This window comes from Campylobacter sp. FOBRC14 (assembly GCF_000287855.1).
Lineage (GTDB): Bacteria > Campylobacterota > Campylobacteria > Campylobacterales > Campylobacteraceae > Campylobacter_A > Campylobacter_A curvus.
The window spans coordinates 232,274-254,883 of record NZ_ALJJ01000018.1 but is presented as its reverse complement, the minus strand read 5'-3'; the positions used below and the strand labels follow the sequence as shown (position 1 = coordinate 254,883).

The 22,610-nt window shown below is 45.5% G+C and carries 24 protein-coding genes; 11 read left to right on the top strand and 13 right to left on the bottom strand.

Annotation, left to right across the window (positions count from 1 at the left end):
• The first annotated feature begins 11 nt into the window (after window positions 1–11).
• Together cysK and epsC are read left to right on the top strand one after the other, a co-directional pair.
• Window positions 12–917: a cysteine synthase A gene (cysK, locus tag HMPREF1139_RS10190; RefSeq protein ID WP_009651141.1), complete on the top strand. Its 906-nt coding sequence runs from the start codon at window positions 12–14 to the stop codon at window positions 915–917.
• Between the two features lie 5 nt (window positions 918–922).
• On the top strand, window positions 923–1,474 hold the full coding sequence (gene epsC, locus HMPREF1139_RS10185; protein WP_009651153.1) for a serine O-acetyltransferase EpsC: 552 nt from the start codon (window positions 923–925) through the stop codon (window positions 1,472–1,474).
• 324 nt (window positions 1,475–1,798) lie between these two features.
• On the opposite strand, the gene HMPREF1139_RS10180 is transcribed toward epsC, so the two are convergent.
• The 4 genes from HMPREF1139_RS10180 to rpmB are packed head-to-tail and all read right to left on the bottom strand — an operon-like array spanning window position 1,799 to window position 4,590.
• Window positions 1,799–2,008 carry a YdcH family protein gene (locus HMPREF1139_RS10180; RefSeq protein WP_009651247.1) on the bottom strand — a complete coding sequence of 70 codons (210 nt, stop codon included), beginning with the start codon at window positions 2,006–2,008 and terminating at the stop codon, window positions 1,799–1,801.
• 55 nt (window positions 2,009–2,063) lie between these two features.
• Window positions 2,064–3,254 carry a bifunctional glutamate N-acetyltransferase/amino-acid acetyltransferase ArgJ gene (argJ, locus tag HMPREF1139_RS10175; protein WP_009651178.1) on the bottom strand — a complete coding sequence of 397 codons (1,191 nt, stop codon included), beginning with the start codon at window positions 3,252–3,254 and terminating at the stop codon, window positions 2,064–2,066.
• Window positions 3,247–4,377, bottom strand: coding sequence for a potassium channel family protein (locus HMPREF1139_RS10170; protein ID WP_018136520.1), 1,131 nt, complete (start codon window positions 4,375–4,377; stop codon window positions 3,247–3,249). The genes argJ and HMPREF1139_RS10170 overlap by 8 nt, the downstream gene beginning before the upstream one ends.
• Before the next feature lie 21 nt (window positions 4,378–4,398).
• Complete coding sequence (rpmB, locus tag HMPREF1139_RS10165; protein WP_009651385.1) at window positions 4,399–4,590, bottom strand: 50S ribosomal protein L28; 192 nt, start codon at window positions 4,588–4,590, stop codon at window positions 4,399–4,401.
• A gap of 158 nt (window positions 4,591–4,748) precedes the next feature.
• On the opposite strand from rpmB, the gene HMPREF1139_RS10160 reads away from it, so the two are divergent.
• From HMPREF1139_RS10160 to HMPREF1139_RS10145, 4 genes are read left to right on the top strand one after another with little or no spacing between them, the layout of a single operon-like run.
• Entirely contained in the window at window positions 4,749–5,495 is a 747-nt protein-coding gene (locus tag HMPREF1139_RS10160) for a hypothetical protein (protein ID WP_009651118.1), read from the top strand.
• Window positions 5,492–6,862: a hypothetical protein gene (locus HMPREF1139_RS10155; protein ID WP_009651293.1), complete on the top strand. Its 1,371-nt coding sequence runs from the start codon at window positions 5,492–5,494 to the stop codon at window positions 6,860–6,862. The genes HMPREF1139_RS10160 and HMPREF1139_RS10155 overlap by 4 nt, the downstream gene beginning before the upstream one ends.
• Before the next feature lie 9 nt (window positions 6,863–6,871).
• Window positions 6,872–7,519 (top strand): ribulose-phosphate 3-epimerase, encoded by a 648-nt coding sequence (gene rpe, locus HMPREF1139_RS10150; protein WP_009651325.1) that lies wholly within the window; start codon window positions 6,872–6,874, stop codon window positions 7,517–7,519.
• Window positions 7,516–8,337 carry a 3'-5' exonuclease gene (locus HMPREF1139_RS10145; RefSeq protein ID WP_009651406.1) on the top strand — a complete coding sequence of 274 codons (822 nt, stop codon included), beginning with the start codon at window positions 7,516–7,518 and terminating at the stop codon, window positions 8,335–8,337. The genes rpe and HMPREF1139_RS10145 overlap by 4 nt, the downstream gene beginning before the upstream one ends.
• Window positions 8,338–8,468: 131 nt before the next feature.
• Here the strand turns inward: HMPREF1139_RS10145 and HMPREF1139_RS10140 are convergent, their stop codons facing one another.
• From HMPREF1139_RS10140 to HMPREF1139_RS10120, 5 genes are all read right to left on the bottom strand, one after another.
• A complete protein-coding gene (locus HMPREF1139_RS10140) occupies window positions 8,469–10,592 on the bottom strand; it encodes an RNA degradosome polyphosphate kinase (protein ID WP_269479239.1) in 2,124 nt (707 codons plus the stop codon).
• Window positions 10,593–10,788: 196 nt separating this feature from the next.
• Window positions 10,789–11,307 carry a tetratricopeptide repeat protein gene (locus HMPREF1139_RS10135; protein ID WP_009651302.1) on the bottom strand — a complete coding sequence of 173 codons (519 nt, stop codon included), beginning with the start codon at window positions 11,305–11,307 and terminating at the stop codon, window positions 10,789–10,791.
• 436 nt (window positions 11,308–11,743) lie between these two features.
• Window positions 11,744–12,331, bottom strand: coding sequence for an NUDIX domain-containing protein (locus HMPREF1139_RS10130; RefSeq protein WP_009651379.1), 588 nt, complete (start codon window positions 12,329–12,331; stop codon window positions 11,744–11,746).
• Complete coding sequence (mgtE, locus tag HMPREF1139_RS10125) at window positions 12,316–13,683, bottom strand: magnesium transporter (RefSeq protein ID WP_009651393.1); 1,368 nt, start codon at window positions 13,681–13,683, stop codon at window positions 12,316–12,318. The genes HMPREF1139_RS10130 and mgtE overlap by 16 nt, the downstream gene beginning before the upstream one ends.
• Window positions 13,684–13,697: 14 nt before the next feature.
• On the bottom strand, window positions 13,698–14,867 hold the full coding sequence (locus HMPREF1139_RS10120) for a peptidoglycan DD-metalloendopeptidase family protein (protein WP_009651181.1): 1,170 nt from the start codon (window positions 14,865–14,867) through the stop codon (window positions 13,698–13,700).
• A gap of 117 nt (window positions 14,868–14,984) precedes the next feature.
• Here HMPREF1139_RS10120 and HMPREF1139_RS10115 point away from each other — a divergent pair, with 117 nt between their 5' ends.
• The 5 genes from HMPREF1139_RS10115 to HMPREF1139_RS11930 all read left to right on the top strand — a co-directional run bounded on the left by HMPREF1139_RS10115 (window position 14,985) and on the right by HMPREF1139_RS11930 (window position 17,501).
• Window positions 14,985–15,707 carry a plasminogen-binding N-terminal domain-containing protein gene (locus tag HMPREF1139_RS10115; RefSeq protein ID WP_009651252.1) on the top strand — a complete coding sequence of 241 codons (723 nt, stop codon included), beginning with the start codon at window positions 14,985–14,987 and terminating at the stop codon, window positions 15,705–15,707.
• 49 nt (window positions 15,708–15,756) lie between these two features.
• Window positions 15,757–15,921 (top strand): hypothetical protein, encoded by a 165-nt coding sequence (locus HMPREF1139_RS11770; RefSeq protein ID WP_009651336.1) that lies wholly within the window; start codon window positions 15,757–15,759, stop codon window positions 15,919–15,921.
• Window positions 15,918–16,742 carry a YihY family inner membrane protein gene (locus HMPREF1139_RS10110; RefSeq protein ID WP_009651108.1) on the top strand — a complete coding sequence of 275 codons (825 nt, stop codon included), beginning with the start codon at window positions 15,918–15,920 and terminating at the stop codon, window positions 16,740–16,742. The genes HMPREF1139_RS11770 and HMPREF1139_RS10110 overlap by 4 nt, the downstream gene beginning before the upstream one ends.
• Before the next feature lie 2 nt (window positions 16,743–16,744).
• A complete protein-coding gene (locus tag HMPREF1139_RS11935; protein WP_009651170.1) occupies window positions 16,745–17,122 on the top strand; it encodes an NAD(P)-binding domain-containing protein in 378 nt (125 codons plus the stop codon).
• 67 nt (window positions 17,123–17,189) lie between these two features.
• Entirely contained in the window at window positions 17,190–17,501 is a 312-nt protein-coding gene (locus tag HMPREF1139_RS11930) for a hypothetical protein (protein WP_009651222.1), read from the top strand.
• 398 nt (window positions 17,502–17,899) lie between these two features.
• Here the strand turns inward: HMPREF1139_RS11930 and HMPREF1139_RS10100 are convergent, their stop codons facing one another.
• The 4 genes from HMPREF1139_RS10100 to ispG are packed head-to-tail and all read right to left on the bottom strand — an operon-like array spanning window position 17,900 to window position 22,266.
• Entirely contained in the window at window positions 17,900–19,177 is a 1,278-nt protein-coding gene (locus tag HMPREF1139_RS10100; RefSeq protein WP_009651323.1) for a ComEC/Rec2 family competence protein, read from the bottom strand.
• Window positions 19,177–20,589, bottom strand: a complete 1,413-nt coding sequence (locus HMPREF1139_RS10095) for a replicative DNA helicase (protein ID WP_009651289.1) — start codon at window positions 20,587–20,589, stop codon at window positions 19,177–19,179. The genes HMPREF1139_RS10100 and HMPREF1139_RS10095 overlap by 1 nt, the downstream gene beginning before the upstream one ends.
• A gap of 18 nt (window positions 20,590–20,607) precedes the next feature.
• Window positions 20,608–21,150, bottom strand: coding sequence for a tetratricopeptide repeat protein (locus HMPREF1139_RS10090; RefSeq protein ID WP_009651261.1), 543 nt, complete (start codon window positions 21,148–21,150; stop codon window positions 20,608–20,610).
• 57 nt (window positions 21,151–21,207) lie between these two features.
• Entirely contained in the window at window positions 21,208–22,266 is a 1,059-nt protein-coding gene (gene ispG, locus HMPREF1139_RS10085; RefSeq protein ID WP_009651448.1) for a flavodoxin-dependent (E)-4-hydroxy-3-methylbut-2-enyl-diphosphate synthase, read from the bottom strand.
• Window positions 22,267–22,610: the final 344 nt, after the last annotated feature.

Below are 22,610 nucleotides of genomic sequence, written 5' to 3'. Positions count from 1 at the left end.
AGGAGGGTAAGATGATTTACCAAAATATCGCGCAAACGATCGGCAAAACGCCCGTCGTCAAGCTAAAAACCGGTGCCGATGAGGCTGAAATTTACGCCAAGCTCGAGTTTTTCAACCCTGGCGGATCGGTCAAAGATCGTATCGCTTTAAATATGATAGAAAAAATGCAAGCCGACGGCACGCTTAAAAAGGGTGACACGATAGTAGAGCCTACTAGCGGGAACACCGGCATCGGTATCGCGATGGTGGCGGCATCTTTGGGCTATAAAGTGGTACTTTGCATGCCTGAGAGCATGAGTATCGAAAGGCGCAAGATAGTCGCAGCTTACGGTGCTCGTCTGGAGCTCACGCCTGCGGCGAACGGTATGAAAGGCGCGATCGCAAAGGCTCACGAGCTAGCCAGCCAGCCAAATCACGTGATGCTAAGCCAGTTTGAAAACAAATACAATCCGCAAGCGCATGAGCTGACGACAGGCGAAGAGGTGGCGGCCGATTTTGCCAGCCTAGACGCTTTCGTAGCCGGAGTAGGCACTGGCGGAACGATAAGCGGAGTCGCAAAAGCGCTCAAAGCAAAGGGCTATGCTACGAAATTTATCGCCGTAGAGCCTGAGGCATCGCCGGTGCTAAGTGGCGGCAATCCTGGACCTCATAAGATCCAAGGCCTAGCGCCCGGATTTATCCCGGCGACGATGGATATGAGTGTCGTTGATGGCATCGAAAAGATCAGCAACGAAGATGCGATGTCCGGCTCGCGCGCGCTGGCAAAGAGCGACGGTATAATGCTTGGTATCAGCGGCGGTGCGGCTTACGTAGCGGCAAAAAGGGTCGCAAAGGCGCTGGGAGCTGGCAAAAAAGTGCTGTTCGTAGCTCCGGATAACGGCGAGCGCTACCTAAGCACAGAGCTTTACGGAGCGTAAAATTTATGTGGGATGGTCTAAAAGAGCTAGTCAGCGTCGTTCGCGAGAAAGATCCGTCGGTCAAAAATTGTTGTTTTGCAGCGATCTTGATAAATACGCCGGGCATTCACGCGGTCGCTTTTCATAAAATTTCACATTTTTTATATCTGCGAAGACGTTTTTTTCTAGCTAGATTTATCTCACAGATGGCTAGATTTTTGACCGGGATCGAGATACATCCCGGTGCTAAGATCGGCAAAAGATTTTTCATAGATCACGGCATGGGCGTCGTCATCGGCGAGACTGCCGAGATAGGCGATGACGTGATGATGTATCATCAAGTCACGCTGGGAGGGACGGGCAAGGAGACCGGCAAGCGCCATCCGACCGTCAAAAATGGCGTGACTATCGCTGCCGGAGCTAAAATTTTAGGCGCTATCACGATAGGTGAAAATGCCAAGATCGGAGCGAATTCCGTCGTGCTAAAAGACGTCCCATCTAACGCCACGGTGGTTGGCATCCCGGCTCGCATCGTGCGTGTTAACGGTGCTAAATTTGAACCGGAATTTATCATATAAAAGCTCTTTTGTTATTTAAATTTGGCTCTATACCTTCAAGCTACTTTTACTCCTTCACTTCTGCTAGCGGTTGCGAGTGGAGCGTTGTGAAAAATCAGCATCACGTCTTTTACTCGGTCGTTTCGCCTCCCTATAAATCGGCGGCAATAAGCTCGCTAACAAGATTTTCATAGGGATGCTGTTCGCATTCTCCTGCTTTGAAATCTGAAAATCAATGAAATATTGTAACGAAGCCTTAAAATTTTGAAAATTAATACTTTTAAAAACAGAGCCTAAGAAAATAAAGTGGAATTTAGCGCCTCCCGTAAAAGGAGGCGCTTTTAGTTAGAGGGTCTCTTTGTATTTTAATACCGCAGCGTAAATTTCGTCTTTGAGCCTGAGTTTCTCTTTTTTCATGGTGTCAAGCTCGGCACCGTCAGGCACATCTTTGCTGTCTATGCGCTTGTTTAGTTCATCGTGTTTGGCGCAGAGTGCGGCGAAACGAGCGTCTTTTGGCTTTAGCTCGTTGATGATATCTGTGTATTCGTGTAACATCAAAGCTCCTTTGAAAAAATTTCAAAAATTTTAACAAAGAAGTGTAAATGCTTGACTAAGAGCGGTAGTCCGCGTTTATGCTAACGTATTTGTGCCCAAGATCGCAGCCGTAAGCGCTAAATTTAGCCTTTGCGATGCCAAGATCGCAGCTTATTTTGTAGCTTGGCTTTTGCATCACGGCGTGTGCGGCTTGCTCACGGATATTGTCAAGCTCCTTGTGTGCGGCGTCATAAACCAGCACATCGTCATAGTAGATGACTAGCTTCTCTTCGTCGCATTCTACTCCGCTAGCGCCGATAGTCGAGGCTATGCGCCCCCAGTTTGGGTCTTCGCCAAAGATCGCAGTCTTTACTAAAAGCGAATTTGAGAGCGCCTTTGCTGCGCGCATGGCTTGTTGGGCGTCCAGTGCGCCTTTTACTTCAAATTCCACTACCTTGCTCGCTCCCTCGCCGTCGCGTACAAGCATGAGCGAGAGCTCTTTGGTTATCAGATTTAAGATATTCGCAAATGCGGCTTTATCGTAGGCGTCACTCTTTCTTGAGGTAAGCAGCATCACAGTATCGTTTGTCGAGGTGTCGCCATCGACGCTTACCGCGTTGAAGCTCTTTTCGCAGGCGATACCTAGTAGCTCGTCCATGTCGGCTTTCGGGATATTTGCATCAGTCAAGATGAAGCAAAGCATGGTCGCCAGGCAAGGGTTTATCATGCCAGCACCCTTGCAAATGGCTGCGACGCTAAATTTTGACCCGTCTTCTAGCGTGACCTCGTAGGCGACTTGCTTTTTGAAGCTGTCAGTCGTCATTATGGCGCTTACTACGGCGTCACTGTCGCGTGAGCTAAAGTCAAATTTACTAAAGGCGGCCGCTATTTTCGCCGTATCCAGCCTATAGCCGATGACGCCAGTCGAGCTCATGATCGGATCAACAAGGCTGAATTTCACGTTTTTTTCAAGCTCTTTAAATAAAAAATTTATATCCTCTACACCGGCCTCACCGGTCATAGCGTTTGCGTTTTTGGAATTTAGCAAAATGAAATTCGTTTTGAAATTTTGAGGATATTTTAAAAAATGTCTGATCGGTGCGGCTTTAAATTTGTTTGACGTAAATTTAGCGCTGACATCGACCGGCTCGTCGCTTCGTATGAAGCCAAGGTCGTTTGCGTCCTTTTTAAAGCCGGAATTCACCCCGCCAAAATAAAATCCCTCGACATTTTCAAGTCCGTTTTCAAGAGGCGTTATCTTAAACATATTTAAATTCCTCCGGTTTATGCTTGCTTTTTATGACGCGCTTTGTAAGCCTTATGCCATCGACCGTGCCGATGACTAAAAGCTTCGTGCCGGTACCTATGAGCGTATCGCCGTTTGGCATCGGGATAAATTTGTTATTCATATCGCGGATGCCAACGACATCGGCGTTTGTGATATTTCGCAGATGCGTCTCTTTTAGGCGCTTAAAACGCACCCAAGAGTAGTCAGGCACCGAGATCTCCTCGATATCGATAGGCGAGTTTTTCTTATACAAAAACTGCTCGAGCATATTTTCCATATCGGGGCGCACGCTCATCGCACTTAGTCGCTGAGCGACTAGACGAGAGGGGCTCACGACATTGTCCGCACCTAGCTTTTTTAGGCGCTGAGTATCGTCCTCGCTGTCTGAATTCGTGATGATGTGATAGGGCTTTCGTCTTGAAATTTCCTTTTCATAAAGGCGTACAGATGCGATCAGGGCGATATTATCAGCGATATTTGGACTAAGCGTGATGAGGCCTTTAGCGCTTGAGAGGTGAGTCTTTAAAAATGCGACCTGGGTGTGAGGCTGGGCTTTGATGAAATAAGGATATTTATAAATTTGTGCGATCTCCGCCAAGTCCTCTCGGTCGTCCACGACCACAAAAGGGATGTGGTTTTCGCGAAATTCCGCGCTTAGCTCGATAGTGTAGAGGTTGTGGTAACAGATGACGAAATGGTTTTTCAACCTTGCGATCTTATAAAGCATGCGTCTTTCCTTTAAAATATTTATTAGCGTGCCTCTTTTCAAGACCTCGATTACGACGCCGATAGATAGCGTGAAGATCATAAAGCCGATCAAAATGAATGTGATGGTGAAGATCCTGCCCTTTGGCGTTATAGGTGCGACCTCGGTAAAGCCGACTGTCGTAAATGTCATGCCCGCTTGATAAAAGGCGTCTATCAGGGAGAAATTGTCTATAAAGACATATCCGAGCGAGCCAAAAAGTAGCAAAAGCACAACGGCTATCAGAGGAAATCTAAAAGGTTTTAACTGTTCGTAAAGTTGGGTATCGAGGCTTATTTCGGGTTTAGAGGAGCTTGACCAGTTGAGGAATTTTAAAAGCCTTGTAAGAAAAGACATAAATTCCTCTTGTTTTGCATGTTAGTTTGATTGCTTTTTCATCGTTCTTAGAGTAGAAGCGGCGACTTTTATCTTTCTAGTCGTGCCATCTTCCAGCGTAACGCGGATAGTTCTAAGATTTGGCAAAAATCTTCTTTTGGTCTTATTGTTAGCGTGACTTACGTTGTTGCCAACCATAGGACCTTTGCCTGTTATAGCGCATCTTCTTGACATATTTTTTCCTTATAAACAAAAATTTCTGCTGATTGTATCTAAAATAAACAAAAGCGACGCTTAAAGAGTATTTTTCAAACGATAAATTTTCTTGTCGCTTTTTTAAGAAAATAATAGATAAAATACGCGTAAATTTTAATTAAATAACCGAGTTTGTGATGATCCCTCAAGAACAGATCGATAAAATTTTAGAAAATATATTCAACGTTCACGAAACCAGCGATAGATACGAGGAGCTACTAAGTATCGGCGATATATCCGCCGTCATTGAAAATTTCAGCGCCGACAAGACCTTTAGAGCCTATTTTTTGACGCTTGCTAGAGCGGCCGATTTTGGCGTAGATACGCAGGATAAAGACATAGTGGCGATCTCTCATTTGCTCGGTGTGGACGTGCTTAGGATGATTATTTACTCTTACTTCGTCTTTTTAAAGACCCCCAAACAATGGAAGGTCTTTGATATAAGCACTTTGCAGCTTGCTGAATTTAACGCTAAATTCCTGTCCGATTGGAACAAGCTTCTTGGCTATTTGCAGCTAAAAAATCAGCGAAATTTGACCCTGGCCTCTTATATGCTCATTAATATAATACTCTGTGAGCTCGTGTTTTCAAGCTATTCGTATAGCTTTGACGAGATCATATCGCTCACCGACACCAGCTATGATAAAATTTTACAAAGAGGCTATGACATCAGCCTTTTTGATACCGCTTGTAAGGCGGCGGGCTGGGATATGCAAAAGCTTACCATGAAGGAAATAGAGGTGATGGGATATCTTAAAATTTTGCTTGCTTACGAGTTTTGCCAGCCTGAATTTTACGGCTTTGGTTTCAATAAAATTTTAGACGTCAGCATCCATGCGAGTGCGGAGATGACGATCGCGCTCAAAAAGGCTTTGCAGCGATGAAACTCACATTTAACGGCTCTTTGGCGATCATCCGCCCGTTTGGATTTTTAGAGGGGAATTTCCTCGGCAAGCATCCGAGTAAAAAAGATATCGAGCTTATCGAGGCCAGAAATACGACATGTGTCCTGCTTTCTTTAAAAGACGTGACGTTTTTTAGCCCTCTTTGGCTAGCTAGCATGATAGGCAAGCTGGTTGAAATTTCAAAGCAAACCGGCGCTCGTATAGGCATTTGCGACTATGACGAGGGCTTTTTTGAGCTGATGATGAAGACCAGCTCGAAGATCATAAATTTCTCGCTTTTTGAGACCGAAGATATAGCGAGCCTGTTTTTTAATAAGATCGCGATGAATGCAGATGAGAAGATAGTCGTTTTCAACGAAAACGAAGAGCATCGCGCCTTTATAGCTCAAAGGCTCGCCCAGCGTGGCTACAAGCCAAGGGTCGCCGGACATTTGAGAGAATTTTTAAGAGTTAGTAAAAATAGACCTTACGCCATAAGCGCACGCACTCACCTCGTCTCGCCCAGAAAATTTATACAATCTTTCGTAAAAGACAATGTCGTGATCTACCGCATAGAGGGCATAATGGACTCTGATTTTGTGGAGGAATTCGACGTAGAATATCATCAAAACATGCTAAAGATCGGCTTTAAATTTTTTATATTTTGGGTAAATATAACGAGCGCGCTAAATATTAGAGGCGGCGAATTTTTGATAAAGCTATCTCAAAGCAGCTCCCAGTTTGGCGCTTTGCTTGGTATCTGCGGGTTAAATCAAAATAATACCTCGATCGATCTGGTAAATAGACTAAAGTCTGCAAACATGCTTTTATACAAGAGCTTGCAGGAGTTTTTCGACGATGACTCAACCGTGTATCTTAAAAAGCGGATATTTGAGATCGCCCCGTCTCACATCACTAAAAATATCGTTGAAATTTTGCCTTTCATCATCTCGTCTACGATCGATACGTTGCTGCCGCTTACGAACGCTCAGATAGTTTGCGCCGATACCAAGGTGCAAACCTACGACGTGAGCAACGAAAACGATTTCGTGCGTGCGTGCGTGCTGTTTTACGGTGATTTTGAGATGAGGTTCATTTTGGGGCTAAAAAAGGACAAAGCCGAGAAAATTTGTAAAATTTTAGCGCCGAAAGACTTAGAAAATGGCTATTTGAGCGGTTATTCTCAGGTCTTTAGCATCATAGTAAATAAAATTTTATCCTCTCTTTTGCAAAAAGAGCCAGGCTTCAAGGTCACGATGCCTAAAATCCTCATAAACGAGAGATTTTTCGATCGTGTCAGCAAGGGCGCTTTAGCAAAACTACATGTCAAAGACGAGGAATTTGGCATGATATTCGTGAGTAAATAAGGAGCTAAAATGTATGTAGCGCCAAGTATTTTGTCAGCTGATTTTGGAAATTTAAAGGCTGAGATAGAAGCGATCTGCGAAGCGGGCTGTGACCTCATTCATGTAGACGTGATGGACGGGCATTTCGTGCCAAATTTGACGATAGGGCCTGTCGTCGTAAATGCCGTCGCAAAGGCCGCTACAAAGCCACTTGACATACACTTGATGGTCGAAAATAATACATTTTTTGCAGATCTTTTTTTGCCGCTTAAGCCTAAATTTCTTACCTTTCATATCGAGGAGGAGAAGCATCCGCTACGCCTCATAGACCATATCAGGAAAAACGGCGTGAGCCCCGGCATTGTGCTAAATCCGCATACGCCGATAAATTCGCTCGAATACATCATAAACGAGGTCGATATGGTGCTTTTGATGAGCGTGAATCCTGGCTTTGGCGGACAAAGCTTCATGCCGCAAGTAATAGAAAAAACCCGCGCTCTTCGCGAGATGATCGATAAAAAAAACGCAAAATGCCTCATCGAAGTAGACGGCGGTATAAACGGGCTGAACGCCCCAGACCTCGAGGAGGCCGGCGCTGATATCCTGGTCGCCGGCAACTATATATTTTCGTCAAATTCCTACGAACAAGCGATTCGTGCGATAAAGCTTGAGTTTTGAAACCGCAAAAGCAGCGCCTGGAAAATTTACTCAACATCTTAGCCGCTCATAGCATGAGCTATCATGAGTTCGTATCGAAATTTTCAGATATAGAGGAGCTTACCGACGGCATAGACGTGAAAAACATCGAGCTTTGGCGCACTTTAGGGCTTGATATCGTTAAAAACGAGCAAAACGAGATCGAGCTACAAACTAGATTTAGAGATATAACGCAGCAGGAATTTTGCATCGTGGATATCGAAACGAGCGGCGGCATAACCAGCGGTCAGATCATCGAAATAGGCGCGCTAAAGATAAAAAACGGCGTGGAGATAGGTCGTTTTGAAAGCTTTGTCGATGCGCCTTTCGTTCCTGAAAACATCACGCAGCTAACTGGCATCAGTCAAAGCGATCTAACGGGCGCACCATCGCTTAAAAGCGTGCTTGAGCGGTTTAAAATTTTCCTTGGTACGAGCGTTTTTGTCGCACATAATGTAAATTTTGACTATGGATTTATCTCGCAGAGCCTAAGCAGCATCGGGCTTGGGATGCTTTTAAACCGCAAGCTTTGCACGATCGATCTTTCGCGCAGAACTATAGCCTCACAAAAATACGGGCTTGGCTCGCTAAAAGAGCTGCTTGGCATAAACAATACTCATCATAGAGCCCTAAATGACGCCATTGCAGCGACTGAAATTTTAAAGATCTGCATCTCTAGGTTGCCTTTTAGCATCCAAAGCGTAGAGGATCTCATAAATTTTAGCAAGACCGCTCCTAGCATGAAACTAAAACCAGAGCCAAGCTTGCAAAATAGCGACGCTATTGCCGACGAAAATTAGGGAAGCCCGCAGGGGCTGAGTAGTTTTTTGCGAAGCAAAAAGATTTCCTTGAAACGCTATCCGCCTCTACGCTAGGTCGCTCCTGGAGCGTATAAGATTTGTGAAGTATTTGCTGCCACAAAGGGCTGAATTCAACTCTCTTTTAATAACTTCGTCGCGATGAGATCGGCCTTTGCCTTGTCGGTATCTTTTTTGAGCGATCTATAAATTTTAGCGATATAGTTTTCTAGGACATCGTGGCTGTTTATGACTTTTGCATCGCTGCTGCGGCCCACTTTTTCATATTCGCCGTCGCTTTTTAGCTCAAAGGCAAGCTCGTTGTCGCTTAGCTGAAGCTCTAAAATTTCAAGCATTCTATCTTGTAGTCTCGCGTCGTAAATCGGCGTCATCAGCTCCAAGCGGCGCTCTAAATTTCGTGGCATCCAGTCTGCGCTCGAGATGTAAATTTTAGGATCGCTGTGTTTAAAATATAAAATTCTAGCGTGCTCGAGGTATTTACCGATGATCGAGCGCACGCGGATATTTTCGCTTTTGCCCTTTATGCCGGGGCGTAGTCCGCATACTCCACGCACGATGAGGTCGATCTTCACGCCGGCGTTTGAAGCCAGACTTAGCTCCTCTATCACGTCCGTGTCGATAAGAGCGTTCATTTTTGCGATTATACGTCCTTGAGCGCCTTTGGACGCCTCGATCTTTATCTTTTCTATGATGCGCTCTTTTATCTGAAAGGGCGACATACTGAGCGTTTTTAGGCGGCGGTTTTTATTGTAGCCAGAGAGGATGTGAAAGAACGTCGTCGTATCGTTGCTAAATTCCTCGCGGCTAGTAAAGAGGCTCACGTCGGTGTAAATTTTAGCCGAGCTACCGTTGTAGTTGCCCGTACCAAAATGCATGTAAAATTTCAGCTTATCGCCGATCTGGCGGATGACCTGAGAGACTTTAGCATGCACTTTAAAGCCCGTGATGCCGTATATCACGTGTGCGCCGGCGTCTTCTAGAGCCTTTGCCCAGTGCAGGTTGTTTTCCTCGTCAAAGCGCGCCTTTAGCTCGACCATGACGGTCACTTGTTTGCCGTCGCTGGCAGCGTCTATGAGAGACTGGATGATAGGCGAGTTTTTATCCACGCGGTAAAGCGTCATGCGTATGGAGATGACTTTGGGATCTTTGCTCGCCTCTTTGATGAAGCTAACGACCGGATCAAAGCTCTCGTAAGGATGCATGATCGCGATGTCCTCTTTGTCGATAGCGTCAAATATCGAGATACCTTCGCCAAACGGCGGTAAGGTCTTTGGCGCGTAAGGAGGATTTGCCAGGTGGCTAAAGTCCTTATTTGAGGCGATCTGCCAAAGTGAGCTGAGCGTGAGCGGGACATTTGAGAAAAAGATATCTTTATGGAAAATTTTCATATGAGAATTTAAAAACTCAAGTATGTCTTTATCTGCGTCCTTTTCTATCTGCATGCGCACAAAAGCGCCTTTTCTACGTAGTTTTAGCCCTTGCTCCAGTATCATCATAAAGTCATCCGCCTCTTCCTCTTCTATGACGATGTCGGCGTTTCTGGTTACTCTAAACGCGCATGAGCTAAGTAGCTTGTATCCGGGGAAAATTTCCTCAGCATGGCGGTGGACGATGGTTTCGATGGGCACATAGACCTTTTCGCTAGGCTGAGTGAAACGCGGCAAGACGCGAGAAATACGGATCATACCGTATTTTAAAATTTCAGGATGCTCGATGTCGGCTAGTTTTACGGCGAGCGAGAAGCTGAGGTTGTTTAGGTGAGGGAAGGGGTGCGTCGTATCCACCGCGATAGGCACGATGACTGGCAGGATATTCGAGAAAAAATATTCATCGCATTTTGCCTTCAGCTCGTCATCAAGTTCGTCGTAGTTTTTGATGAGCAGACCCTCTTTTACCAGCGCGTCTTTAGTATTGTTGTAGTGCGCCTCGACTAGCTTTTGTTCCTCTTGCAGGTATTTTCTGATCTCGCGAAGCTGATCTAGCGGGCTCATGCCGTCGCTTCCGCTAGTCACCACACCGGCGGCAAAAAGTTGCTTTAGCCCGGCGATCCTGATCATGTAAAATTCGTCTAAATTCGTCGTATAGATGGCTATGAATTTTAGCTTTTCAAGCAGCGGTATGTTCTTTTCACATTGGGCTAAGACGCGCGAGTTGAAGCGTAGCCAGCTAAGCTCGCGATTTATAAAAAGGCTCTCGTTCTCACTCATAAATTTCCTTTGATTTTGGCGGTATTTTATGATATTTAGAGTTATAAGATACTTAGTGGATATGTTTTTTGCAGTCTTTTTAAAAATCTGTTACAATAGCGCAAATAAATAAAAGGTTGGTAGGATGTCTGATTACGTTATTCTTGTCGGAATTTTCTTGGCTTTTGTGATTTTATTTGCGATTTTGAAAAAAATATCTTTTTGACGCGTTAGGCTACGATGTAGCCTAATTTGCGCTTGATTTTAAATTTTCATAAGCCTGACAACCTTTGTCGTTTCCCATTTGACAAGCTTTTTGTGATAAATTTTTGGCCTTTTCAAGATCTTTTGCCACGCCTTCGCCGACGTAATAAGCCTCCGCAAGCTTCAAACAGCCCTTATCGTCGTTAAGCTCGCATGAAATTTTAAAATACTCTACCGCTTTTTCAAAATTTTTAGCGTTTAGATTGTATTCGCCAAGTGCGAAACAGCCGTAAGGTAGCTTGCCGTTACATGAAATTTCGTAGTATTTGATCGCGTTTTGCTCACTCTTTACGACGCCGCGCCCCTCTTTGTAGAAGTTGGCAAGATTGTAGCAGTTATACATATTGCCTTTTTCGCAGCTTTGTTTGAAAATTTTAGCCGATTTTTCATACTCTTTGTCGAGCACGACCTCGGAGCTTGGCTTTACGTTGCCAGTCAGGTTCGCATCGCCCATGCCAAAGGCAAAGGCCGATAAGACCGCTAGAAATAGGATTTGTTTCATATTTACCTCCAAATTTTGATTTTGTTAATTTAGCATCCATGCGTAAAAAATAAATAAATTTAGGCTTTGCAAATTTCGCTCGCTTCAGTAGCGACTACGATCGCGGACACAAACGGCGTCTGTGCTGGAGCAAATAGCCGAGCAAAGCGACAACGATAGGCTCGCTAATAAGATTTGACTACGCTAAAATATTTAAATTTTTGACTCTTTTCTGATAAAGCGTTGATTTCTTGAAATTTAAGCGTAGCCAAATAGGATGAGCGGCGACATTGCCCTCCGAAAATCAGGGAAGCCGTAAGGCTGACCGCGATTTTCGTGCTACACGTTAGACACTCTGTCGCAAGCTCATTCTATTTGTGAAGCTTTTAAATTTATCAAGACTTTATCAGAAAAGAGCCAAAATTTTAAAAATCGACACTTTTTAAAATCCTAAATTTTAAACGCCTTTAAATTTCTCCCACCACAAAAAAGCAAAAAGTAGGCCAAAGCCCTTTACTTTGCTCTCGTCAAAGATGAAATTTTGCATATCTTTACGCTTTATGAAGACTAGCTCGATATCCTCGCCGTCTATTCCGCCGCCGCTACTTACGCGCATGCTCTCGTTTATAGGCGCATAAAACATCGTTTGAGTGTTGCCGCCAAAGCCAAACGCTCCGTATGTCATCGTGATGCGCTCTATGCCATTAAGCTTGTATCCGACCTCTTCGACAGCCTCTTCACGAATAGTTTGCTCCTCGCTTAGCCCCTTATCCATGAGCCCTGCGCAAAGCTCATAAGTATAGCCTCGCTCGTTTGTTTTTATATTTTCTTTGCCTTGCGAGTACCAGACCGCCGGACGAAACTGCTTGACAAACAAAAATGCGTCGTGTTGCTCGTGATAAAGAAAGACCGAGACGCTGTTCATCACCTTTACGCAGTCCCAGTTGCGCGTGAGTCCGTTTTGTTTAAATTCTAGCCTGAAAGGCTTTAAGTATTTGGACTCTTCAAGGGGTAGAATTTTAAGATCTGTTATATGAGTATCCATTTTGCAAGTCCTAAAAAGCTGAAAAATCCGATCGCATCGGTGAAAGTAGTGAGTATGACCGCTGAGCCCACTGCAGGATCGATGTTTAGCCTTCTGAGCGTGAGCGGTATGATCGTGCCAAAAAAGCCGGCAAAAAATAAATTTATGATCATGCTAAGCCCGATGACTACGCCAAGTAGCCCTTTATTGAACCAAACCGAGGCTATGACGCCCATAACGCAGCCAAAGATGATGCCGTTTATGAACGAGATGCTCACCTCGCGCTTCAAAACGCTTTTGGCGTCTTTAAATTCTATCTCGCCAAGGGCTAAACGACGCACCGTGACGGCGAGCGCTTGTGTGCCTGTGTTGCCACCCATCGATGCGACTATGGGCATAAGCACGGCCAGTGCTACATAGGCTGCTATCGTTTGGTCAAAAAGTCCGATGATGAACGAGCTAAAGATGGCTGTCATCAAATTTACGCTTAGCCAAATGGCGCGAGCCTTTCCCGCCTTTACGAGAGTGTCGTCCTCTTCGGCCTCGTCATCGACACCGGCTAGGTTATAGATCTGCTCTGTCGCGCTCTCTTGTATGATGTCGTGGATGTCGTCTGTCGTTATACGGCCTAGCAAAACGCCCTTGCTGTCGACTACCGGTATGACGCTTAGGTCGTAGTCTTGCACTACGCTTACGACGTCTTTTATGTTGTCGCTGTCAAGTGCAGTGTGGGGCTTATAATGCTCTGGATCCGTGCTTTGTATGTTTTCTGCGAGCCTTTTTGAGAAGTCAAACAGTATCAGATCCTCAAGCGGGATGGCGTATTGTAAGACGCCGGCGTTATTTATGACAAAAAGCTGCGATACGTTTTCAAGCTCGCCGTCTTGTTTTAGCTGTCTTAGCCTAGCTACCGCGTCTCCTAGCTTTTCATAAAGCTTGGCTGAAAAGAGCTCGGTTTGCATATATGCGCCCGCTTCGTCCTCGTCGTAGCTTCTAAGGCGTAAAATTTCATCTTGATTTTCTCTATCTAGCCCGTCAAAAAGCTCTTTGGCCTTTTCTTCGTCGATCTCTTCGATGTATTGTAAAAGGTCGGTCGCATCGTCACTCTCGAGCTCCTCAAGTGCTTCGACGATCTTTTCTGAAGGAAGCGTGTCGATCACGTCTTTTAGCATGTGATCTGGCATCTCGATAGCCACATCGCCTAGCACTTCCGGATCTAGCTTGCTTAGATACTCGGTAAATAGCTCTTCATCGTGTTTTTTGAGCGTTTTTAGATGCTGAGCCAGCTCGGACGGCGTTAGATCGCTATTTTCTTTTTCCTCGTCTAGGTGCTGGTCTATGAGCTCTTTTGCTTCCTCTAGTTCTGGGTTCATCTTTTATCTTTGGTTTAAAATTCTATGACATTTGGGAAAAATTCCGCCTTTGGCGGCAACGTATCGTCAGCCATCGCCTTTTTTATCAGGGCGTCTTTTTCAGATACGACGGCTTTAAATTTCGCAGCTTCTTTTTTATCCTCTATGCTTTTTACGACTTTTATGGCGCTTTCCGGGTTCATCGGCTTGTTGTTTAGATAAAGGCCAAAATGCAGGTGCGGGCCGGTACTCATGCCGCTCGTGCCTACATAGGCTATGAGAGTGCCTTGTTTGACGCTCATCCCGGACCTTATGCCCTTAGCAAAGCCATTTAGGTGCGCGTAAAGCGTTTCATAGCCGCCCGGATGTCTAATGATGAGCACTTGGCCGTAGCCGCTTTTAGTCCCCATAAATTTCACCGTCCCGTCACCTGCAGCTCGTATAGGCGTGCCGCGCGGAGCTCCATAGTCTACGCCAAGGTGTGCACGATATCTGCGAAGTATCGGATGCCATCTTTTAAGCGTGAAGGCGGAGGTTATGCGAGCGTTTAATAGCGGACGCACGAGCAAGAATTTATCGTTTTTCTTGCCGTTTCTGTCGTAAAATTTATCTTCAAATTTATACATCACGTAGCGTTTATTTTTGGTCTCAAGCAGTGCGGCATAAATTTCAGGAGTGCCAAAAGAGCGTCCCATACGCTTTTTCTGGTTATAGACGATAACGATACGATCGCCTTTGTTTATCTTTTTAAAGTCGATATTCGAGCCCTTAAATACGTCCTTAAAGCCAAGTGCCAGCGTGCCGGATCCCGTGTAGTCGAATATATCTTCCGAGACCGATTTTTCGACCTTTAGGCTTAGCACCTTGTCTTCGCTTTGATAAGAGATCGGGATGTATTCTAGCTTGAAGTTGTCGTTGTCGTCTCTAAAAATATGCATCTGAAGCTCGTCGCTCACAGGGATCAGCACTTGAAGCGTATTGCCGTCGTTGTCTTTTAAAATTTGGTATTTCGTGCCTGCTATTATCTCGGCGGCCAGCTCTTGATCCTCGCTTGATAGGTTGTAGTAAAGAGATAACGGGATTTTGTTGTTTTCCAAGAAATTTAAAAAATGGCTGCCGTTTGGCCAGCTTAGTTCTTTGACGGTAGGTTCAAGCGCGTATAAATTTAAAAATAAAAAAGAAAAAATAATAAGAGCGCGCAGCATCTATATCCTTTTACAGAATTTCGGCTTGATTTTACTCAAAACTTGCTTTAATTTTGCAAAAAATAAAGCATTTTTAGGCTATAATCACCCAAAAATTTCAAACACAGGAGATGATTTTTGAAACGTTTCGCTTTGATTTTATTGCTATTTTTAAACTATGCATTTGCTGCAGAATTTCATTTAAACGAGTATAGAGCGCCTATCATAAGCATAGACGATGACGGCACCGCTACCATCGTCGACAGTCCTGAAATTTTAGTCGGCTCAAGTGGCGTCGTGCTTCATAAATTTAAGACCGAAAGCTCGATAATCGCGCGCGTTAGCGTTATTTCAAAAAGCGGAGGCTTTGCAAAGCTAAGATTTGAAGTATTTGACACCCTGGCTCAGCCCGCACTCCCGCTACCGGGCGTCGCACCCGCAGTCGGCGATACGGCGGTCTTAAACTACCTTTACAACCGCTCTGTCATCGTAGTGCCGAACAAAGAGATATATGAGGAGGTGCTTGCGGCGTTTCCAAATATGATATTCATCCACCCGGACATCGTCGGAGCCTATCTTAGCTACGAATACAAGCCAAACCCGAACCGCGACGATTTTCGCAAGATGTGCTCACAAAGTGCGGCGGGGCTTATCTTTGTCGCGATGGACGGACGCAGCGTGTTTGCCGACTGTCAAAGTTTTAAAATTTTGAAAGAATTCAAAACCGGCGAGGTCGAATACTATCAACTGCCGTTTTATACGCGCGTGAGCGACATAGACACGGTCTTTTGGAAATTTAACAGCGAACACATAAACAACTACGACGCTCACTACGAGAGGCTGTTTGAAGAGGACGAATAATGCGCCAAAACGCTAAATTTCACAGCCTAAAGCCAAACGGACCCGAGAAATGACGAGCCTGGCTAAATTTAAACGAGATATCAAAACAGCTTTAAATTTAGCCGGCAAACCTCAAGACAAAAATACCGCCAAACGCCCTTTAAAGCTTAGCTCTTATGCCATCATAGTCGCTAAATCTACGATGCTTTTGGAGGGCTTTAAAGGACGCAAATGACGAAAGAGAAATTTGACGCTATCAAGCAAACGCTGAAAATTTGGCTATCAGCAGCCGTCAAGATCAAAGACAAAGAGCTGCTGCACTACGCCTCAAGCCTTAGCTTTCACACGATGCTTTCCATCATCCCGGTGCTGCTCATCTCGCTCTCACTTTTCACACAGATGCCTAGTTTTAGCGTTTATTACGCAAAGATCAAGGAGTTTATCTTCGCGCAGCTGCTGCCGTCAAATCAAGAAGCGATCTCAAACTATATCGAGACCTTTTTGCAAAATAGCTCGAGCCTTGGCATCCTCGGACTTGGCGCAATCATTTTTACTTCCATTATGTTTTTTGCCGATTACGAATACGTCATAAACCGCATCATGCACACGAGCGGGCGCAAATTTTGGAACTCCCTTAGCGCCTACTGGACGCTCATCACGCTCGCACCCTTAGGGCTTGGACTTAGTTTTTATCTTTCAAATTTATTTCAGGATATGCTAAATGCGAGCACCTATACGAAGTGGATAAATTTTTTGAGCATATTTCCGTATCTCATCATTTGGGCGATATTTTGCGTGACATATCTCATTTCGATAAACCGCTCATTAGCCCTAAAAAATGTGCTTTTTAGCTCATTTGTCGCCTCGCTCATCTGGTATCTGGGAAAGAGCATTTTTGTATTTTACGCAGTAAATAACAAGACCTATCTTAGCATTTACGGCTCATTTTCGGTCGTTTTGCTCTTTTTTGTGTGGATATACGTCTCGTGGATCATCTTTCTTTACGGAGTGAAGCTGTGCGCGTATCTGGAAAAGGTCGGCGAGATCAAGGAGTAAAAATGCAAAAAGCTATCGGCATAATAGGAAGCGGTATGATCGGCAAGCAAGTAGCAAAACTCGCACTGGATGCGGGCTACAAAGTCGCCATTTGTAATAGCAGATCGCCTGAAACACTGGCTGAATTCGTCACTTCGCTAAAAGGCGACATAAGAGCTTTAAATTTAGAAAGTATGGCAAATTTTACCGATATGCTAGTCGTCGCCATCCCGTTTGAAGCATATACGAAGCTGCCAACCAAGCTTTTAGCGGGCAAGATCGTTGAACTATTACCCGCAAAGAGACGGCGTGATGCAGGAGGTGCGAACGGACGTCATCACGACAAGCGAGCTCGTGCAGCGCCATTTGGTAAATTCTCGCGTCGTGCGCGCTTTGAATAACGTTGATTTCGTGCGGTTACTAAGTCTAGCCAGGGCTGCTGGCTCAAAGGAGTGAAGCGCGCTGCCCGTGGCGGCTGACGATGAGGGTGCAAAGGCGGCGGTAGTGAAATTTTTAGACGACATCGGCTACGACGCGGTCGATATGGGCGTGCTAAAAGACAGCTGGCGCAGCGAACCGACGACGCCCGTTTATGTCTCGCCTTACTGGGGCGTGGATAAAAACAAGCCACTCACCGCCGAGCAGATAGAGGGCTTCATGAGCGCGCCCGGATGCGTAACGGATAAAGACAAGGTGCGTAGTCTGCTAGCGGCAGCCATCAGGCACGATAAGATGTTTGGCATGCTGGGGCAATACGACACCCGCTCAAAGAGGAAATAAATTCGCTCTATTGTAATAAGTCATTGGCACTTACTTCGCTTCTGCTATACAGTTGCAAACGAAGTGAAGCAAAAACCCTGCTCGCTCCGCAAAGCGCCGAACATATAGCACGATTTACGCGGTCAGCTACCGCTTCCCTGTCCTCGTAGCGAAGTTTTGCTTCGACTTCGTCTCGCAACTGCAAGCAGAACGTTACGAGTGCGTAACACGAAGTAAAAATCGGTGGCGATAGCGTCGCTTCACAAGGTTTGACTTCGCTTTTGAGAGTTAAAAACCAATGAGATGTTTTAATAGAGTCAATAAATTTAAAAATTCAACACAAATTTAAACCAACACCGCAAAGCGGAGTAAATTTAACGATACTAAAATGGCGGCTAAAATTTTGCTTTCACTGCTGGCTAGTATAAGTCAAAAATAGCCACGACGAAGCAGCCGGCACCGATGATAGGCGGCAACAGGACTAAAATTTTAAACCTTACGGCCAAAAGCGAGATCAGATTGTAGCTCAAAAATAGAGCAAGCGGGATATATAGCTGCGTGGAAGCGAGCCTGAAATTTAAGAATTCAACCAGCCACCCATCAAAAACAGAGCCTAGATTTAGCGCGTGAAGTAGGGCGCTAAGCGGGTAAAAGACCGTAAAAACGTAGCTAAGCGGTATCACGCCAAACTGCTGGAGGCTGATAAGCGGGAAAAAGTAAAGGACGATGACCTCCATCGCGAAAAACACGTATAAATTTAAGAGCAACGAGTGTGCGAGTAGGCCGAATTTATCCTTAAAATAATGCAGATACAAAAATATATAAAATACTCCGGCGCATGAAAAATAAAAGCCTACATTAAGCGCCAAGGACGGAAACATCGCCACGCAAAAGCAGATCACGATAAAAAGCGTAGGAAAGCTCAAAATTTTGATGCCGCGACAAAGCATATAAAAGCCAAACGCACTCATCGCAAAGGCTCGCAGGAAGCTTGGCACGAAGCCGATCAGATAAAAATAAAACGCCAAGACGCCAAACGCGAGCAAACTTATATCGAATTTATAGCTTCTAAAAGGGAAAAATCTCGCGCAAAGCACCATATAAAGGGGCGCAGCGAGCAAAAACAAAGCGCTTACTATGACGCCTAGATGATAGCCCGAGATCGCCACAAGGTGCGCGACGCCCCAGTGTGCGACATCGTCTCGCAGCTCACCGGATACCGCCGTCGCTAGAAACAGCGCATTATAAAGCTGTGAAATTTTGGCGTTTTCGTGCTGAGCTTGGATAAAATTTAAAATTTTATCTCGAAGTGGTAAGGTGTCTGGCTCGCTTGTCGACTCGTTTAAAATTTCCCTCTGGCTTGAACGCATATAAAACATGCCGCTAAGATAATCTTTAAAGCTCACGTCGATGTTTTGCACGACCAGGCTGATCCTGTCGCCGACTCTAAATTTATCGCTCTTTGCGGCTATGGTGTAGAATTTAAACTCGCCCGTATCCAGGCGTAAAATTCTATATTTTTTGCCTTTCTCGTTCGTCTTTACGTAGTCTAGCTCGACTTTAGCGACGAGCTCTTGCTCGCCCTTATCCATAAAATTTTGAAATTTAGCGTAGCAAATGGCTAAATTTAGCCCCAACAAGGCTAAGCAAAACAGCGCGAAAAAAATGTAATGAACGCGCCTCGTGAAAAGCGGCATCAGCCTTGGAATTCAGCCGTGTGCGCCGCGCCAAAAGGCTTGTCGGCAAAGCGCGAGTGCTGCTTGTGAAAGAGCACGTCGATAGAGCCCGTCTCGCCGTTTCTGTTTTTGCCCACGATGATCTCGGCGCTTTCTTGTAGCTTGTTAAAGACGACCTCGCTTTTATACTCCTTACCCTCGGCTCTGGCGCGCTTTTCTTTCTCTTTTTCCTCTTGTTCGAGATAGACCTCGTCGCGATAAACGAACAATATGATGTCCGCGTCTTGCTCGATGGCGCCCGACTCGCGCAGGTCGCTTAGCATAGGGCGTTTGTTCGCGCGAGACTCGAGGCTTCTGTTTAGCTGGCTTAGGGCGATTATAGGCATGTCTAGCTCACGTGCGAGCAGCTTTAGCCCGCGTGAAATTTCGGCGATTTGTATGTGGCGTTCGGCGAAGTTGTTCGTGCTCATCATGAGGCCGATGTAGTCGATGACGCAGAGTGAAATTTCAGGATGAGTCGCCTTTAGCTTTCGCATTTGCGTGCGTATTTGATGGATATTTACGTAGCCGCTGTCATGCACAAAGAGCTTGCTTGCGGCAAAGTCGTTGCAAGCGTGGCTGAGGCGCGCATACTCCTCGTCGTCCATCTTGGCTGTCATCAAATTTTGAAGCGGTATCGAGGTCTTGTCGGCCAGCATCCTCATCATTATCTGCTCTGCGGGCATCTCGAGCGAGAAAAATACCACACCTTTACCGATGCGAAGCGTATGGCTGATGAAATTTAGACAAAGCGTCGTCTTTCCCATACCGGGGCGCGCCGCGATGATGATGAGATCGCCGTTTTTAAAGCCCTTTATCATCTCGTTTAGCTGCCTAAAGCCCGTATCTAGCCCCACGATGTCCTTGTCCTCGAGCTCGGACTGCTTTTTAAGGTGCTCTAACATCAAGGAGATGATCTCTTTGCTTTGCTTTATCGTGCCGGCGTTGCCACCCTCGACGAGCGAGTAAAATTCTTGGCTCAGCTCATCGATCATATCGCGACTGGCTTTATCCTCGCTCACTTTGCCCGGGATCTCGTGGGCTATTTTTATGAGGTTTCTTTTGATCGATTTTTCGCGCAGCTCGGTCGCGTATTTCTCGATATCTATGACCGAGTTTGTAGCCAGGATGTCGGCGATGAGATTTTCGTCGAATTTATCTCCCAGCTTGTTTTTTAAAAACGATGTCGCGATAGGAACGTCGGAATTTAGGCACTCTATCATCGCGCCGTAAATTTCGGCGTGTCCTTTTAGATAAAAGTCATTTGGCTTTATGATGTCAAAAATTTCGCTTAAAGCATCGTTGTTTAGCAGTATCGAGCTTAATATCGCTCGCTCCATGTCAAGGTCGTAAAGGTTGTGAAAATCCACATCGTTAAATTTATTTTTTGCCACTTTCGCTCCGTTTAAATTTTAATATCCGGCTTCATTTAGCTTTTTGTAGTCGTCGCAGCCAAACTGATCGCCCAGATCGCATGCTTTGCCAAAATACTCTTTGGCCGTTTTGAAATTTTGCTCCACGCCTTTTGCATCAAGATATAAAGAAGCGACATCATAGCAAGCGTCAGCACCCCCTAGATCGCAGGCCTTTTGATAAAGCTCCATTACCTTTTTGTAGTCTTGCTTCACAGCTTTGCCACTCTTGTATGCAAAACCAAGCTGAGCGCAGCCGACGGCGTCTTTTTTATCGCATGTCATTTGCCAAATCTCCATCGCTTTTTTGTAGTCTTGCCTCACACCCTCGCCGTTGTAATAACTGATACCAAGGAAAGAGCACCCATTGATACTTCCTTTATTGCAAGCGCTCTCAAAGTGCTTTGCCGCTCTTGCCAAGTCTTGATAATAAGATGCTTCCAATCCATATTCAAGCTCTTTTTGCGCCGATAATTCAAAGGCGAAGGCGAAATTTAACGAAATAGCCAAAGCCATCACCGCAAAAATAAATTTTCTCACCATTGATCCTTTAAATTTTTATTGATATTTTGATCCGCATCGGTTAAAAAGCTTTCAAATTTATTCTCTTGATTTTATCTCATCATCTATCTCGGCGAGGAAGCGATCGACCAGCTCGCTCTCTTTTAGCCTTGCGACCACTTCGCCGCGGCGCATTATTAGTCCGCTCTCCTTGCCAAAAGCTATCGCCACATCAGCACCCTTTGCTTCGCCGATAGCATTTACCACGCAGCCCATCACGGAGACGTTTAGCGGCTCTTTTATATGCCTCGTCTTTTCCTCGACGATCTTGATCGCTTTCATTAGGTCGCTTTGCAAACGCCCGCAAGTAGGGCAGGAGATGATATTTAGCCCCTCGCGCTGCCGCCCGCTGTCCTTTAAGATCGCTTTTGCGACCTTGATCTCTTCTTCCAGTTCGCCTGTGATGCTGACTCTCATCGTGTCGCCGATGCCCTCTAGCAGCAGCCCGCCAAGCGCGATCGCGGACTTTATCGTCGCATGAAAGCTAGTCCCTGCCTCCGTCACGCCTAGATGAAAGGGGTAGGGTACTTTTGGACGAAGTGTGCGGTAGGCCTGCATAGTGCGCTCGACATCGCTTGATTTGAGCGAAATTTTGATATCGGTGAAGTCAAAGTCCTCGAGCAAATTTATGTTATACATCGCGCTAGCTACCATTGCCTCGACGCTGCGTCCGTATCGCTCCTCGAACTGCTTTTCGAGCGAACCGGAATTTACGCCGATCCTGATAGGGATCTTGCGCTGTTTGCACGCATCTACGACAGCTTTTATCCGCTCTTTTGAGCCGATATTTCCGGGGTTGATGCGTATGGCATCGACGTATTCGCTCACCATTACGGCGTAGATGTGATTAAAATGTATGTCGGCAACCACTGGTAGCGGGCTTTTTGTCACGATCTCGCGCAAGGCTTTGGCGTCCTGCTTGTCAAGCACCGTGCAGCGCACTATGTCGCAGCCCGCAAAATATAGGCGCTGAATCTGCGCTAGCGTGCCTTCAACGTCCTTGGTCTTTGAAAATGTCATCGACTGCACCGGGATAGGCGCGTCTCCGCCGATGGCTACATCGCGAATTTTGATCTGTTTAGTTGGGTATCTTTGCACGTTTTGCCTCGTAAATTTTTAAGCGATTATATAAAATTTAAGGTTTTAAAAGGTTGAAATTTAGTTTTTTGTTTGGCTCTGTTTTAAAAAAGAAAGTATTCTTTTAATTTTCAAAGCAGGAGAATGCGAACAGCATCCCTGTAAAAACCTTATTAGCGAGCTTATCGCCGCCGATTTTTACTTCGTGCTACGCACTCGTAACGTTCTGCTTGCAGTTGCGAGACGAAGTCGAAGCAAAACTTCGCTACGAGGACAGGGAAGTATTAACTGACCGCGCAAATCGTGCTATACGTTCGGCTACTCGCTCCCGCACAAAATCAGCATCGCGTTTTTTGCGAAGCAAA

Coding starts and splice junctions, on each gene's coding strand:
- cysK (WP_009651141.1), top strand. CDS start 12: ATGATTTACCAAAATATCGCGCAAACGATCGGCAAAACGCCCGTCGTC.
- epsC (WP_009651153.1), top strand. CDS start 923: ATGTGGGATGGTCTAAAAGAGCTAGTCAGCGTCGTTCGCGAGAAAGAT.
- HMPREF1139_RS10180 (WP_009651247.1), bottom strand. CDS start 2,008: ATGTTACACGAATACACAGATATCATCAACGAGCTAAAGCCAAAAGAC.
- argJ (WP_009651178.1), bottom strand. CDS start 3,254: ATGTTTAAGATAACGCCTCTTGAAAACGGACTTGAAAATGTCGAGGGA.
- HMPREF1139_RS10170 (WP_018136520.1), bottom strand. CDS start 4,377: ATGTCTTTTCTTACAAGGCTTTTAAAATTCCTCAACTGGTCAAGCTCC.
- rpmB (WP_009651385.1), bottom strand. CDS start 4,590: ATGTCAAGAAGATGCGCTATAACAGGCAAAGGTCCTATGGTTGGCAAC.
- HMPREF1139_RS10160 (WP_009651118.1), top strand. CDS start 4,749: ATGATCCCTCAAGAACAGATCGATAAAATTTTAGAAAATATATTCAAC.
- HMPREF1139_RS10155 (WP_009651293.1), top strand. CDS start 5,492: ATGAAACTCACATTTAACGGCTCTTTGGCGATCATCCGCCCGTTTGGA.
- rpe (WP_009651325.1), top strand. CDS start 6,872: ATGTATGTAGCGCCAAGTATTTTGTCAGCTGATTTTGGAAATTTAAAG.
- HMPREF1139_RS10135 (WP_009651302.1), bottom strand. CDS start 11,307: ATGAAACAAATCCTATTTCTAGCGGTCTTATCGGCCTTTGCCTTTGGC.
- HMPREF1139_RS10130 (WP_009651379.1), bottom strand. CDS start 12,331: ATGGATACTCATATAACAGATCTTAAAATTCTACCCCTTGAAGAGTCC.
- mgtE (WP_009651393.1), bottom strand. CDS start 13,683: ATGAACCCAGAACTAGAGGAAGCAAAAGAGCTCATAGACCAGCACCTA.
- HMPREF1139_RS10120 (WP_009651181.1), bottom strand. CDS start 14,867: ATGCTGCGCGCTCTTATTATTTTTTCTTTTTTATTTTTAAATTTATAC.
- HMPREF1139_RS11770 (WP_009651336.1), top strand. CDS start 15,757: ATGACGAGCCTGGCTAAATTTAAACGAGATATCAAAACAGCTTTAAAT.
- HMPREF1139_RS10110 (WP_009651108.1), top strand. CDS start 15,918: ATGACGAAAGAGAAATTTGACGCTATCAAGCAAACGCTGAAAATTTGG.
- HMPREF1139_RS11935 (WP_009651170.1), top strand. CDS start 16,745: ATGCAAAAAGCTATCGGCATAATAGGAAGCGGTATGATCGGCAAGCAA.
- HMPREF1139_RS10100 (WP_009651323.1), bottom strand. CDS start 19,177: ATGCCGCTTTTCACGAGGCGCGTTCATTACATTTTTTTCGCGCTGTTT.
- HMPREF1139_RS10090 (WP_009651261.1), bottom strand. CDS start 21,150: ATGGTGAGAAAATTTATTTTTGCGGTGATGGCTTTGGCTATTTCGTTA.